The sequence below is a fragment of the Bacillus sp. LM 4-2 genome (assembly GCF_000978495.1).
GTDB classification, from domain to species: Bacteria; Bacillota; Bacilli; order Bacillales; family Bacillaceae; genus Bacillus; species Bacillus subtilis.
The window spans coordinates 3,984,757-3,998,431 of record NZ_CP011101.1 but is presented as its reverse complement, the minus strand read 5'-3'; the positions used below and the strand labels follow the sequence as shown (position 1 = coordinate 3,998,431).

General features: G+C 42.8%; 16 protein-coding genes. 13 read left to right on the top strand and 3 right to left on the bottom strand.

The window, feature by feature from the left end:
- The first annotated feature begins 330 nt into the window (after positions 1–330).
- The 3 genes from rocD (at position 331) to rocF (ending at position 4,125) form a co-directional block, all read left to right on the top strand.
- Entirely contained in the window at positions 331–1,536 is a 1,206-nt protein-coding gene (gene rocD / locus bslm_RS19855; RefSeq protein WP_033882007.1) for an ornithine aminotransferase, read from the top strand.
- A 222-nt stretch (positions 1,537–1,758) separates the two neighbouring features.
- Entirely contained in the window at positions 1,759–3,162 is a 1,404-nt protein-coding gene (locus bslm_RS19850; RefSeq protein ID WP_014481465.1) for an amino acid permease, read from the top strand.
- 72 nt (positions 3,163–3,234) lie between these two features.
- Positions 3,235–4,125, top strand: a complete 891-nt coding sequence (gene rocF, locus bslm_RS19845) for an arginase (RefSeq protein ID WP_003226959.1) — start codon at positions 3,235–3,237, stop codon at positions 4,123–4,125.
- A gap of 236 nt (positions 4,126–4,361) precedes the next feature.
- Here rocF and bslm_RS19840 read toward each other — a convergent pair whose 3' ends face one another.
- Both bslm_RS19840 and rapG read right to left on the bottom strand, forming a co-directional pair.
- Positions 4,362–4,478, bottom strand: a complete 117-nt coding sequence (locus tag bslm_RS19840; RefSeq protein ID WP_003226961.1) for a Phr family secreted Rap phosphatase inhibitor — start codon at positions 4,476–4,478, stop codon at positions 4,362–4,364.
- On the bottom strand, positions 4,479–5,576 hold the full coding sequence (gene rapG, locus bslm_RS19835; RefSeq protein WP_014481464.1) for a response regulator aspartate phosphatase RapG: 1,098 nt from the start codon (positions 5,574–5,576) through the stop codon (positions 4,479–4,481). It lies immediately after the preceding gene.
- Positions 5,577–5,686: 110 nt separating this feature from the next.
- On the opposite strand from rapG, the gene bslm_RS19830 reads away from it, so the two are divergent.
- The 6 genes from bslm_RS19830 to fdhA all read left to right on the top strand — a co-directional run bounded on the left by bslm_RS19830 (position 5,687) and on the right by fdhA (position 10,032).
- Entirely contained in the window at positions 5,687–6,157 is a 471-nt protein-coding gene (locus bslm_RS19830; protein ID WP_014481463.1) for a GNAT family N-acetyltransferase, read from the top strand.
- Between the two features lie 141 nt (positions 6,158–6,298).
- On the top strand, positions 6,299–7,036 hold the full coding sequence (locus bslm_RS19825; RefSeq protein ID WP_014481462.1) for a YiiX/YebB-like N1pC/P60 family cysteine hydrolase: 738 nt from the start codon (positions 6,299–6,301) through the stop codon (positions 7,034–7,036).
- A 10-nt stretch (positions 7,037–7,046) separates the two neighbouring features.
- A complete protein-coding gene (locus bslm_RS19820; RefSeq protein WP_046381471.1) occupies positions 7,047–8,204 on the top strand; it encodes a hypothetical protein in 1,158 nt (385 codons plus the stop codon).
- A gap of 15 nt (positions 8,205–8,219) precedes the next feature.
- Positions 8,220–8,468, top strand: coding sequence for a DUF2651 family protein (locus bslm_RS19815; RefSeq protein WP_014481460.1), 249 nt, complete (start codon positions 8,220–8,222; stop codon positions 8,466–8,468).
- Between the two features lie 104 nt (positions 8,469–8,572).
- A complete protein-coding gene (locus bslm_RS21180; protein WP_014481459.1) occupies positions 8,573–8,743 on the top strand; it encodes a hypothetical protein in 171 nt (56 codons plus the stop codon).
- Positions 8,744–8,805: 62 nt separating this feature from the next.
- Entirely contained in the window at positions 8,806–10,032 is a 1,227-nt protein-coding gene (gene fdhA, locus bslm_RS19805; RefSeq protein ID WP_082098086.1) for a formaldehyde dehydrogenase, glutathione-independent, read from the top strand.
- Between the two features lie 33 nt (positions 10,033–10,065).
- Here the strand turns inward: fdhA and bslm_RS19800 are convergent, their stop codons facing one another.
- Positions 10,066–10,479, bottom strand: coding sequence for a hypothetical protein (locus bslm_RS19800; RefSeq protein WP_046161069.1), 414 nt, complete (start codon positions 10,477–10,479; stop codon positions 10,066–10,068).
- Between the two features lie 183 nt (positions 10,480–10,662).
- Between bslm_RS19800 and bslm_RS19795 the strand changes: the two genes are divergently transcribed.
- From bslm_RS19795 to bslm_RS19785, 4 genes are all read left to right on the top strand, one after another.
- The gene (locus bslm_RS19795; RefSeq protein WP_003219122.1) at positions 10,663–10,833 is read left to right on the top strand and encodes a CxxH/CxxC protein; all 171 of its coding nucleotides are present in this window, start codon (positions 10,663–10,665) and stop codon (positions 10,831–10,833) included.
- Positions 10,834–10,913: 80 nt separating this feature from the next.
- Entirely contained in the window at positions 10,914–11,393 is a 480-nt protein-coding gene (rlmH, locus tag bslm_RS19790) for a 23S rRNA (pseudouridine(1915)-N(3))-methyltransferase RlmH (protein ID WP_003243164.1), read from the top strand.
- A complete protein-coding gene (locus tag bslm_RS21795) occupies positions 11,390–11,518 on the top strand; it encodes a hypothetical protein (RefSeq protein WP_257726411.1) in 129 nt (42 codons plus the stop codon). Before rlmH ends, bslm_RS21795 begins: the two co-directional genes overlap by 4 nt.
- Positions 11,519–11,647: 129 nt before the next feature.
- A complete protein-coding gene (locus bslm_RS19785) occupies positions 11,648–13,606 on the top strand; it encodes an AAA family ATPase (protein WP_046381469.1) in 1,959 nt (652 codons plus the stop codon).
- Positions 13,607–13,675: the final 69 nt, after the last annotated feature.

Below are 13,675 nucleotides of genomic sequence, written 5' to 3'. Positions count from 1 at the left end.
AACTATAGGTAAAAGGCGTAATCATAATTTAGATTACGCCTTTTTATAGTGGAAATATTTCTTATAAATGTCATTCTTATTTTAATTTTTTAATTAAAAGGATCTTTTTATCTGGCTTGTGAAGACCTTCTTTGTTGATATATTCATTTGAACTGCAAAATAATTTTGCCCTTACTGAAGTCTTTTTGCTCGAAATATCAGAATGTTTTTGCACCTTGTCCTCGAAAATTGTAGAAAACACACGAATTCTTGATTTGGCACAGAACTTGCATTTATATAAAGGGAAAGCAGGATAACATGTTGAAACAGAAAACAAGGGGGAATTCAAATATGACAGCTTTATCTAAATCCAAAGAAATTATTGATCAGACGTCTCATTACGGAGCCAACAATTATCATCCGCTCCCGATTGTTATTTCTGAAGCGCTGGGTTCTTGGGTAAAGGACCCGGAAGGCAATGAATATATGGATATGCTGAGTGCTTATTCTGCGGTAAACCAGGGGCACAGACACCCGAAAATCATTCAGGCATTAAAGGATCAGGCTGATAAAATCACCCTCACGTCACGCGCGTTTCATAACGATCAGCTTGGGCCGTTTTACGAAAAAACAGCTAAACTGACAGGCAAAGAGATGATTCTGCCGATGAATACAGGAGCCGAAGCGGTTGAATCCGCGGTGAAAGCGGCGAGACGCTGGGCGTATGAAGTGAAGGGCGTAGCTGACAATCAAGCGGAAATTATCGCATGTGTCGGGAACTTCCACGGCCGCACGATGCTGGCGGTATCTCTTTCTTCTGAAGAGGAATATAAACGAGGATTCGGCCCGATGCTTCCGGGAATCAAACTCATTCCTTACGGCGATGTGGAAGCGCTTCGACAGGCCATTACGCCGAATACAGCGGCATTCTTGTTTGAACCGATTCAAGGCGAAGCGGGTATTGTAATTCCGCCGGAAGGATTTTTACAGGAAGCGGCGGCGATTTGTAAGGAAGAGAATGTCTTGTTTATTGCGGATGAAATTCAAACGGGTCTCGGACGTACAGGCAAGACGTTTGCCTGTGACTGGGACGGCATTGTTCCGGATATGTATATCTTGGGCAAAGCGCTTGGCGGCGGTGTGTTCCCGATCTCATGCATTGCGGCGGACCGCGAGATCTTAGGCGTGTTTAACCCTGGCTCACACGGCTCCACATTTGGCGGAAACCCGCTTGCATGTGCAGTGTCTATTGCCTCATTGGAAGTGCTGGAGGATGAAAAGCTGGCGGATCGTTCTCTTGAGCTTGGAGAATACTTTAAAAGCGAGCTTGAGAGCATTGACAACCCGGTTATTAAAGAAGTCCGCGGCAGAGGGCTGTTTATCGGTGTGGAATTGACTGAAGCGGCACGTCCGTATTGTGAGCGTTTGAAGGAAGAAGGGCTTTTATGCAAGGAAACGCATGATACAGTCATTCGTTTTGCACCGCCATTAATCATTTCCAAAGAGGATTTGGATTGGGCGATAGAGAAAATTAAGCACGTGCTGCAAAACGCATAAATCCGTACCATGGCGGGATATTCACTTCGTTTGTATAAATTTACAACAGAAAAATCAGCACTCCCTATTTGCTCAGCTACAGTATTTTAGTATAATGTATCTTTATGAGAAGAAGTGAATTTTATATTAAATAGATAGAGACTCTTTGGACAGCAAACTGGGATAGCACCATGCAGATGTTCCAGCTTAGATCCAATACAAGTTGCTGAAGGGGTGCAGAATGTGAATACAAACCAAGATAACGGAAATCAGCTCCAGCGGACAATGAAATCACGCCACTTGTTCATGATTTCATTGGGCGGAGTGATCGGAACCGGTTTCTTCCTTGGAACCGGGTTTACCATTAACCAAGCGGGACCGCTCGGCGCGGTTCTGTCCTATTTAGTGGGCGGCTTTATCATGTTTTTGACGATGCTCTGCTTAGGAGAGCTGGCAGTCGCCTTTCCTGTGTCAGGGTCCTTCCAGACCTATGCGACAAAATTTATCAGCCCGGCCTTCGGGTTTGCGTTCGGCTGGCTGTACTGGCTCGGCTGGGCGGTTACATGCGCCATTGAATTCTTATCAGCGGGGCAGCTGATGCAACGATGGTTTCCGCATATAGACGTGTGGATCTGGTGTCTGGTCTTTGCGGCACTGATGTTTATTTTAAATGCGATCACCACAAAAGCCTTTGCGGAATCAGAATTCTGGTTTTCAGGCATTAAAATTTTGATTATCCTTTTATTTATTATTCTCGGCGGAGCTGCCATGTTTGGCCTGATTGATCTGAAGGGCGGAGAGCAGGCGCCGTTTTTGACACATTTTTATGAAGACGGGTTATTTCCGAACGGCATAAAGGCAATGCTGATTACGATGATTACCGTGAACTTTGCGTTTCAGGGGACTGAGCTGATCGGGGTTGCAGCCGGAGAAAGTGAAGACCCTGAAAAAACGATTCCACGGTCAATCAAACAGACAGTATGGAGAACGCTTGTCTTCTTTGTGCTTTCAATCATTGTCATTGCCGGCATGATTCCGTGGAAACAGGCGGGTGTCGTGGAAAGTCCATTTGTTGCCGTATTTGAGCAAATCGGGATCCCATATGCAGCTGATATCATGAACTTTGTTATTTTAATCGCGCTGTTATCTGTTGCGAATTCAGGTTTATACGCATCGACACGTATTCTGTACGCGATGGCGAATGAAGGACAGGCCTTCAAAGCGCTCGGAAAAACAAATCAGCGCGGTGTACCGATGTACTCGTTAATCGTAACGATGGCTGTGGCCTGCCTATCACTTCTGACAAAGTTTGCGCAGGCTGAAACTGTATATATGGTACTGTTATCTTTGGCGGGTATGAGCGCGCAGGTCGGCTGGATTACGATCTCGCTTTCCCAAATCATGTTTAGACGCAAATATATCCGCGAAGGCGGGAAGATAGAAGATTTGAAATTTAAAACACCGCTGTACCCGGTGCTTCCGCTGATCGGCCTAACATTAAATACGGTCGTGCTCATCAGTCTTGCATTTGATCCGGAGCAGCGTATCGCGCTGTATTGCGGCGTACCGTTTATGGTCATTTGCTACATCATTTATCATGTCGTCATTAAAAAACGCCAGCAGGCGAATCGTCAGCTAGAGCTTTAAAACGTTGTCCGTAAGTCATCTTTGTTAGAACCCGCATAGGACATTATCTTAAATGTTGAGGTGGAATCACAGATGGATAAAACGATTTCGGTTATTGGAATGCCAATGGATTTAGGACAAGCACGACGCGGAGTAGATATGGGCCCGAGTGCCATCCGGTACGCTCATCTGATCGAGCGGCTGTCAGACATGGGGTATACGGTTGAAGATCTCGGTGACATTCCGATCAACCGCGAAAAAATCAAAAATGACGAGGAACTGAAAAACCTGAATTCCGTTTTGGCGGGAAATGAAAAACTCGCGCAAAAGGTCAACAAAGTCATTGAAGAGAAAAAATTCCCGCTTGTCCTGGGCGGTGACCACAGTATTGCGATCGGCACGCTTGCAGGCACAGCGAAGCATTACGATAATCTCGGCGTCATCTGGTATGACGCGCACGGCGATTTGAATACACTTGAAACTTCACCATCGGGCAATATTCACGGCATGCCGCTCGCGGTCAGCCTCGGCATTGGCCACGAGTCACTGGTTAACCTTGAAGGCTACGCGCCTAAAATCAAACCGGAAAACGTCGTCATCATTGGCGCCCGGTCACTTGATGAAGGGGAGCGCAAGTACATTAAGGAAAGCGGCATGAAGGTGTACACAATGCACGAAATCGACCGTCTTGGCATGACAAAGGTCATTGAAGAAACCCTTGATTATTTATCAGCATGTGATGGCGTCCATCTGAGCCTTGATCTGGACGGACTTGATCCGAACGACGCACCGGGTGTCGGAACCCCTGTCGTCGGCGGCATCAGCTATCGGGAGAGCCATTTGGCTATGGAAATGCTGTATGACGCAGGCATCATTACCTCAGCCGAATTCGTTGAGGTTAACCCGATCCTTGATCACAAAAACAAAACGGGCAAAACAGCAGTAGAGCTGGTAGAATCTCTGCTAGGGAAGAAGCTGCTGTAATAAGAAAACCCCCGCACCCGCGGGGGTTTCAGCGTGTCGACAAACCCTCGCATTCGTTGTCAGGCCTGCGCTTCGGTGCTCACGAATTCCAAACATTCGCTGCGCTCCAATGCTCGTTCTTCCTAGACTTCAAGGGTTTTCAATCACGCTGAAAAGATGAAAGAATCCTAAAACTACAAACCGTTTTAGGATTCTTTCGTTAAATTGAACCCCCGCATCCCGCGGGGGTTTTTCATTTATCCAATCATTTTCTCAGCGACTTTCATTTCCTGTGAATGGGTTTGATGGTCCGCAATAAACCAACCTGATAAAATCACCGCTGCGACGCCTGCGCCAATCAGAAATCTTTTCATTTATATAACCTCCGTTCGTTTAATCAGTTCTTCAATCTGTAATGCTTCATAAAAAAAGTGGGCAGCTTCTTTGTAAAGCTCAAGTTCCCTATACCGTTCGCCAGCCAAAATGGAAAGTTCTCTTACACTGTCATACTCTTTCTCGGACAACAAGTCATCCATATGTTGTTTGCATAAGTGAAACGTTTCCGCATGACCCCCTTCTGCATAAATGGCATATAAAATGTCTATTTTTGCCTCACATATTCTATTCGGCTCAGCAGTCAATTTTTCCTTCACTTCTTGGTAATAAGATAAGGCCTGTTCTTTCTTTTTGATCTTAAACAGCTCTCGTATCAGCAGGTAGGCAGAGTGATAATAATAGGCAGAGCGGGCATACTCATCGTTCTGTAAGGCCTCTTCTAATTTCGAAACCGCTTCTTCTGATTTGCCGCTTTGCGCATGAAGAAGGCCGAAGTTATGCAAAAGCTGGGCTTCAAAAAAATGATCCTCTAATTCACTCGTGATCCGAATTGCTTCGTCCAAATAAGCCTCAGCTTCTTCAAACTGGCTCATCTCTGTAAAATTGCCTGACATGGTAATCAGGGCTGAAGCCAGCTTCTTTTTATAATCGGTCTCTTCCCTGAACGTTTTGACCGCTTGCCGTGTATGATTGAGGGACACAATATTTTGTCCCAGCTTATAATAGAGCTTTCCGACCTTCAGGTGAAATTCAGCTTTCTCAATCGGATCGGGAATGTTGTCGAGATACTGCTCTGCATCTTTATACAGCCCAATGGCAATGTCATAATTATTTTTATAGGCCTCATACATGCCTTCAAACAGAAAAAAGTAATATTTCAGCATGTCAGACGTAGCATTCATATGAGAAGGCTCCTCATGCTGAAAGCCCTGTCCTCTCGCCTCGTGAAGCAAAACCTTGTGGCGCAGTTCCAATAAGGAGAAGTAGGCAAGCACCTCCTGATCCTCTTCCATGTCATCCAATAAAGGCTTCACTTCTTCAAATAAACGGGAGGACTCTTCCACTTCATGTTTCTTGATAGCAAGGTACCAATCGTTGAGCATGCTAGCGATTTCTGCGGGTGCGATCTTATTCATGTGAAACTCCTTTCTCTAGTGACTTATCAATCTCAGTTGCTTATTCTGATAGTAACACCTCTTTCTATTTTATGTAAAATCCTCTAGTCAATATATGAAGGAGAGATGATATGACAATCATGCTGACCCCAATGCAGTCAGAAGAATTTCGGTCTTATCTCACATACACAACAAAGCATTACGCGGAAGAAAAGGTAAAAGCGGGAACATGGCTGCCTGAAGATGCACAGCTTTTGTCTAAGCAGGCGTTTACTGATCTGCTTCCGAGAGGGCTGGAAACACCCCATCACCATTTGTGGAGCCTCAAGCTGAATGAAAAGGATACCGTTGGCTGGCTCTGGATACATGCTGAACCGGAGCATCCGCAGCAGGAAGCGTTTATTTATGATTTCGGGTTATATGAACCGTATCGGGGAAAGGGCTACGCAAAGCAAGCATTGGCAGCATTAGATCATACGGCACGCAGCATGGGAATCCGCAAGCTGTCCCTTCATGTCTTTGCTCATAATCAGACGGCGCGAAAGCTATATGAGCAAACCGGATTTCAAGAAACAGACGTAGTGATGAGCAAGAAGATTTAACGAAAAGGGCCTGATAAAGGCCTTTTTCTGTAAACGATTTCTAAAAATTCTGTAAATAACCTAGTTACTTTCCTTATTTTCCTAATATAATGTGGGTGAGGAAATTACCTTTCCTACACTCACAAGAAAAGAGGAGATGTAATGAAGTTGAAGAAACGAGTGTCGATGTTTTTGGTAGCGCTTACAATGTGCGGCGGCCTGTTTGTTTCTCCCGCCAAAGCCGTAAAGACCACAAATTATGCTGAAGAAATCGCCGCACTGCAGCCAGGCACGACACCGGAAGAAATCATGAAATCTGCCAGCCAGATTGCCAAACAACAGCACGTAAAGCAGGATGTTATCCTAAAACAGTTCTATAAGGAAATCACGGCTGATAAAGCAGAGGGAGACCGGCTCGCCAAGGAAAGCGGCATGTCTATCATGGGCGGCTCGTCCGGCACGAAAAAACTCCCGACAAGCGCGAAAGGCAATATCTATTACACGAACTCCTACACAGCCTACTACAATCACGGCCACGTCGGCATGTACTCCGCTGCTGACAAAATTGTTGAATCTGTCCCGAGCGACGGCGTCAGGCAGATCGCTTATAATGCCAGAGACGTGGAAGACAACTCCATTGTGCAAACCGTCAGCGTATCCTCATCTCAAAAAACAGCTGCTGCCGACTGGGCGGTATCAAAAGTAGGCGACCCATACTCATTTAACTTCGTCAATAACAGAAATACCGGCCATGACGGCGCCAAAAACTGTTCAAAGCTCCTATGGTCTGCCTTTTTGCTGAAAGCAGGCATTGATATAGACAGCAACGGAGGCTTAGGCGTGTATCCGCGCGACATCACAAGTTCTTCGTATACGACAACCATCATGACCATCAACTAAGGAGAAGGATATGAAAAAGTGGATGATTACCATCGCCATGCTGATTCTCGCAGGAATCGCACTATTTGTCTTCATTTCTCCTAGCCATAAAACTGTAAGTCACCAGGATCTTCGAGACTCCGGTTTCTTGGATGACAAAGAAGTCCTGTTATATTTTTCAACCTCTGCGGATCAAGATGCATTTGGCGGCGGGAAAAGCTATGCCTTGTTTATCAGCCAGGACGGGTCGCTGTCTTCCTTTCAGATGAAGGGCCTTGAGCTGGGATCAGCCAAGGTTCACGGCGACAGTGTGATGCTGGAGGACAAAAACAAGATTTATACGATCAAAAACGGTCTGCGCTCCCATAAAAGAACCTATCAGCACACAGGCGACAGCGCAGGCTTTCTGCAAAACACGGACGGCTTTTATACCTTATACAACTCCGGCTACGACAAAAAGGGAGACGGGTACCGCTCAGAGCTGTACCGCCAGATGAACGGAGAGTGGAAAAAAGACGTCATCCCCTACTACATCCGGGCCTCCGGTTTTCATAAGGGCACCATTTACGCACTCGTTCCGACAACTGACGAAAAAGGTTATCAGCTCCTTCAGATTCAAGCAGATCAAAGGAAGCTCACTTATCACAAGATAACAGAATGGCAGTACCGGGAAGGAGCCTCAGTCGAATCCCAGCTTGCTGTGGACGACCAAGCTGTTTATGTTATGGTTCGCGGCCAAAAAGCCCGCAATCTCTATCAAATGGTCAAGATCAACAAAAAAAGCGGCAAAGTAGAGCTGCACGACATCGACGAATACAAAAACGACGAACAAACGATATACAGCTCCATGCCCTTCAGCTTTAAAAACAGCTTTTTCCCTTATGACGGGAACCTGTATTTCATTGACGGCTTCGGAAAGGTACACAAAATTGATGCCAAGACAGGAAAAACAAGCATCGCCTTCACCTTTTCCCAGGACAAAATGAAAGCCGATTTCAAAGAAATCACCCAAAAAGGCAGCAGCCTCTATTTCTTCACATACACGCATAACAAGCCTGCCTACATTGAACAGTACAGCCTGAAAACCGGAAAGAAATTGAAAGAAAAAGAGATTGGGAAGGTAAAGGATGTCGTGACGCCGAAGAGTCATTTGAAGCTGTATGATTTTGAGGTGATGAAGAGGTTTTAAGGCAAGGAGGGTAGTATGGGAGCCATCGCCGTTTTATTTATCGTTTTTGGTTTTCCGATCATCGCAGGTGTATTTGGTATAGCGGGTCATTTTTTATTTAAGAGATTTTGGGTGGCACCGCTCATCGTCCTTATCGCGAGCTTGATATTGTTAGTTACGTTAGCTTCGGGCAATAGCTCATTCATGTTTTGGGTTGTTATATATACGGCGATTGCGTTAGTAACCAGTATTGTCACATTATTTCTCAGGAAATTTTTTAATTGATCTCTAATTATAAAGAGACTGGTGTGAAGTCTCTTTTTTTGCTGAACCGAAATTTGCAGAGGATTTTGGGTATGGTTTAGAAACGAATCTAAAGGAGGAATTACATGCGCACCAAACGGGTTATTCTTCTGGCAGTTATGATCAGCCTGGTTTCGGCCATTACTGTATTCCTGTTAAATGGATGTAAAGTCGACTTCTTAGACATCGGCGGAACCATTATTGGCTGCTTTCTTGGCATATTTGTTGTTATAAGAATACAGAAAAAACAGTCGTGAAAAAGGGAAAGAGTCATGCCGAACCGAAGTCATGTTCAAGGACCAAGAGTCCAAAAACATGAATGGGAGGAATGGCGTTGACAGGAAACAAAGCGGTTGTGTACAAAGGCAAAGGGACTGTAGCGGTGGAGGATATCGGTTATCCGGAGTTAATCTTGAGGGACGGGCCCGGCGTCCCGAAGGCGAATGTGAATCGAAAATGTGAGCATGGGGTTATTCTCAAAGTCATTACAACCAACATTTGCGGAAGCGACCAGCATATGGTCAGAGGCCGCACAACGGCGCCTGAAGGCTTGGTGCTCGGGCATGAAATCACCGGAGAAGTCATTGAAACGGGGCGTGATGTCGAATTTATCAAAAAGGGCGATATCGTATCCGTTCCTTTCAATATTGCCTGCGGACGCTGTGTGATGTGCAAAACGCAGAAAACGCATGTGTGCCTGAATGTCAATCCGGATCGGCCGGGATCTGCTTACGGCTACGTCGATATGGGCGGCTGGATCGGCGGCCAGTCTGAATACGTCATGGTGCCATACGCTGACTTTCAGCTTTTGGTATTCCCTGATAAAGAACAGGCGTTAGAAAAGATTCTCGATTTGACCATGCTGTCCGACATTTTCCCGACCGGCTTCCATGGAGCTTACACAGCGGGCGTGCAAACAGGTTCAATCGTTTACATCGCGGGAGCGGGGCCTGTCGGCTTGGCAGCTGCACACTCCGCTCAGCTCCTAGGCGCCTCCACCGTGATTGTCGGCGATCTGAACGAAGACAGACTGGCACAGGCAAGAAGCTTCGGCTGTGAAACGGTCAACGTGCAAAAACACGACCGCCTCGGCGAGCAAATTGAACAAATACTAGGTGAACCGACCGTTGATGCCGCAGTGGACTGTGTCGGCTTTGAAGCATCTGGCCACGGCAATCAAGGGGAAGCGCCTGCCGCCGTGCTGAACTCGATCATGGACGTCACCCAGGTCGGAGGCAGCCTCGGCATTCCAGGCTTATACGTGACCGAAGATCCCGGCGCAAAGGATGCGGACGCTAAAACAGGCTCACTAAAAATCCGATTCGGACTCGGCTGGGCCAAAGCCCACACCTTCGTCACCGGACAAACACCTGCCATGACATACAACCGCAATTTGATGAAAGCGATCCTGAGCGGCAGAGCGCAGATCGCAAAAGCCGTCAACGCCACCGTCATTTCTCTGGACGACGCGCCAAAAGGCTACAGCGACTTTGACAAAGGCGCAGCCAAAAAATTCGTCATCGACCCGCATGGGACATTGAAGTAAAAGAAAAAGCCGGACGTTCTCAGAACGCCGGCTTTATTGCTGGTAATCTGTTTCTTCAAAGCGATCTCCTGATTCGTCTTGGACAATTAAATCCCCTTCGATTTTGTCCAGTCCAATCAAAATATAAGGGTTTTTCTCATTTGCCGTAGGAGCAGGTTTTCGTTTCACAGTTACAATCGTTTCTTTAGGTGAGAATTTGACGTCTGACACTTCAAGCTTCTTATCTTTCTCGCTGCTTCCGAGAGACACAATAACCATTTTTCTCCCTTCTAAAATGGTGAAGACTTGATATCCTTTCACGTCATCATGCATTTGGAGATAATTAGCGTATATTTCTAAGTCTGGACTGCCTTCACCGATTCGATCCTTCTCTAACACCCAATAAGACGGCTGACACCCAGCAAGCAGCAACATGATCACAAAAAGCCAAACCCATCTAAAGCGCAAATGCAAACCTCCCCACACATCGGTTACATCCAAACTAACACACGAGCGAAATAGAGTCATCAACAGCTTGTTTGTCGAATTGTGGATAAAACTCAGCCCGAAGCACTACTAACATGTGAATAAATAGGTTATATTGAGAAGAGAACAATTGTAAAAATGGAAGAAACATCGGAGGATTTGAACATGAAACAAGCGTATTATTCCTGTGAAGAACACATCGAAACGGTGCTGGATATGTACATAGACGACCACGAGCTGCCGCCCGAAATCAGAAAAATCGAACATACTAACAGTTTATCCACAGCCTGTGAATTATGTGGAGACCCCGCAGTATATATAGTGGGGAACGAATGATCTTACACAAAATACAGAAAAGATATCCACAATTGTGGACAACATATATGAATAACTTGTTTTTAAAGTGGGGATGACCTGTGAATATCAATATTGTGACAATCGGAAAACTAAAAGAAAAATACCTCAAGCAAGGCATTGAAGAATACACCAAACGACTTTCGGCCTACGCAAAAATCGACATCATCGAACTCCCGGACGAAAAAGCGCCGGAAAACCTAAGCGACCAGGACATGAAAATCATAAAAGACAAAGAAGGCGACCGCATCCTATCCAAAATCAGCCCCGACGCCCATGTCATCGCCCTCGCCATCGAAGGAAAAATGAAAACATCCGAAGAACTAGCCGATACAATAGATAAGCTGGCTACATATGGAAAAAGCAAAGTCACCTTCGTCATCGGCGGATCACTCGGATTGAGTGACACGGTGATGAAGCGAGCGGACGAGAAGCTATCGTTCTCGAAGATGACATTTCCTCATCAGTTGATGCGTCTCATACTAGTCGAGCAGATTTATCGGGCTTTTCGGATTAATCGGGGGGAGCCTTATCATAAGTGAGTGAAGTTTTAAAAAATACTTTGGACTTTTTAGCAAATAGATTAGCTAAATCTATTTGTAAATTAGAGTTAGCACAATTAAAACTCCAGAAGATATTATCTATGCTAGAGAAAATCGAAAGATGAAATAATTGATTTAAAATCCGGAACAATAGAACTAAGTACTAACATTTCTTCTTCATCAGGAAACATAAGGTACAACTTCTATTTTGAAATGATACAGAGGGAATGCATAAAATTTTAGGAGTGTCAAATATGATAGTAGGTCTTCTATGTAGGCATTACAAAATTTACCAAGGACTTAACTTTATACCTATCTGCAACGACTATGAAAATCCGTTCACTTTATTTATAGGCAATAATGCCGTAGGGAAAAGTTCAGTATTAGAAAGTTTAAATACTTTTTTTAATAATGGTTATTGGAATAGAACGAAAAGTACAAAATCAGATGAGGCTTTTATTGCTCCAGTTTTTCTAATAAGGAAAGATGAAATAAAAGAAAATATTGATGAAGAGTATTACCAAGTCTTGTTGAATCTTAGCAATTATTTCTGGGAGGTAACAGAGGAAGCTAATGGTAATTTAAGGAATAATGAGGTATTTGAGAAGTTTTTTCAGTTTCGAGATGAGTTGAAATATAGATACGGTAAGGATACCTATTTATTTTTCATTTTAGGTTTAGATTATACTGAAAAATCCAAAGTATACTATAGTACATTTACTACACATTTAGATAATAGTTTAAATGAAAGCGGAATTGATTGCCGGGATATAATGATAATTAACGCTATAAGAGAGTATTATTCTTATATATACATACCAGTAGAGTCTATTACAAGTGAAATCATTAAAATTGAAAATAAAGAAATGCAAGATTTAATGAGTACAGATATACTGTATGAAATTGATAATATATTAAATGAAAAAACTTTTACAAAGAAAAATGGTACAACTAGAAAAGTTAGTTTGATGGAATATCTGAACACTAATTTAGATGATTACATGAATACAATAAATCAAACAATAGGATTAATTGATGAAAGTTATGCTTACAAAGTAGAGCATGATTATAAAAAGAACTTGAAACCTTCCGATGTAAGAAATCGAATATTAGAAGCATATTTCTCTATTAGAACCCTAAAAAAAGATAAAAAAGAGATATATGAATTGAGCTCTGGAGAACAGAGAATCGCATTAATAGATATTGCTACAGCATTCTTGCAAAATAAGTCAGATAATAACAAAAGAAAAACAATATTGGCAATAGATGAACCAGAAAATTCGCTACATATTACTAAAGCATTTGGACAATTTGATAGGTTATATAATCTTGTAGGAAAGAATCAATTATTATTGACAACGCATTGGTATGGTTCTTTACCTATAACGAGTATAGGAAATGTACAACATTTAGACGTAAAGACCGAAAGAGAGAATAAAGTCTATATAAATACATTTGATTTAAATAATTATTTTGAAAAACGAGGATCTCTACCTGAAGATATACAGATGAAAAGTTATTTCGATCTTACATCATCAATACTAAGTTCAATTAGATCTGATCAGTGTAATTGGATTATTTGTGAAGGGAGTGATGACAAACTTTATTTATCTCATTATTTAAATGAAGTTGAGAACCTCCGATTATTAAGTGTTGGTGGTTGTGGTAATGTAATTAAAGTATATCGATATTTATTTACTCCTTTCTTAGAAAAAGATGAAAAGAGAGCTATAGAAAGTAAGGTACTCTGTTTAATAGATACTGATGATATAATGCATGATTTGGAAATAAGCAGTGACATAAAAGGTAAATTAAAACTAGCAAGAATTCAGCCTGAAAGAAATGGAACTATTAAGTTGCAAGCAGTATCAAAATCGGGATACTACTCACCTACAGAGATGGAAGATTGTTTAAGTCCTTTAAAATATTATAATTCTATTAAAGAAGTAGTTATGAACACAGATGATCAAGAACTAAAAGATATTTTTAATAAGTTTAAATTTAAAGAAGGTTCTACCTCTTCACGAGTTAAAAATGAAGAATTCTCTATATTAGAACCTAAAGAATTAGTACCTTATAATGAAAAAAAACGTATATTTAATTTTTTAGATGATCATTATAATAAATTTTTAATTGCGAAGCAGTATACATCTAAAGAAAGAGGAGAATTACCTGTCCTGTTTAATTTAATAAAAAAATATATAGAGGAATAAAGATGTATCATAAGTGAATGCTAAACATGAACGTGATTGGACTTTTTATTAAATAACACTACTTTAAAA

Bases quoted from the DNA above. Each gene is read 5' to 3' on its own strand.
- rocD (WP_033882007.1), top strand. From the start codon at position 331: ATGACAGCTTTATCTAAATCCAAAGAAATTATTGATCAGACGTCTCAT.
- rocF (WP_003226959.1), top strand. From the start codon at position 3,235: ATGGATAAAACGATTTCGGTTATTGGAATGCCAATGGATTTAGGACAA.
- bslm_RS19840 (WP_003226961.1), bottom strand. From the start codon at position 4,478: ATGAAAAGATTTCTGATTGGCGCAGGCGTCGCAGCGGTGATTTTATCA.
- rapG (WP_014481464.1), bottom strand. From the start codon at position 5,576: ATGAATAAGATCGCACCCGCAGAAATCGCTAGCATGCTCAACGATTGG.
- bslm_RS19830 (WP_014481463.1), top strand. From the start codon at position 5,687: ATGACAATCATGCTGACCCCAATGCAGTCAGAAGAATTTCGGTCTTAT.
- bslm_RS19825 (WP_014481462.1), top strand. From the start codon at position 6,299: ATGAAGTTGAAGAAACGAGTGTCGATGTTTTTGGTAGCGCTTACAATG.
- bslm_RS19820 (WP_046381471.1), top strand. From the start codon at position 7,047: ATGAAAAAGTGGATGATTACCATCGCCATGCTGATTCTCGCAGGAATC.
- bslm_RS19815 (WP_014481460.1), top strand. From the start codon at position 8,220: ATGGGAGCCATCGCCGTTTTATTTATCGTTTTTGGTTTTCCGATCATC.
- bslm_RS21180 (WP_014481459.1), top strand. From the start codon at position 8,573: ATGCGCACCAAACGGGTTATTCTTCTGGCAGTTATGATCAGCCTGGTT.
- fdhA (WP_082098086.1), top strand. From the start codon at position 8,806: ATGGGAGGAATGGCGTTGACAGGAAACAAAGCGGTTGTGTACAAAGGC.
- bslm_RS19795 (WP_003219122.1), top strand. From the start codon at position 10,663: ATGAAACAAGCGTATTATTCCTGTGAAGAACACATCGAAACGGTGCTG.
- bslm_RS19785 (WP_046381469.1), top strand. From the start codon at position 11,648: ATGATAGTAGGTCTTCTATGTAGGCATTACAAAATTTACCAAGGACTT.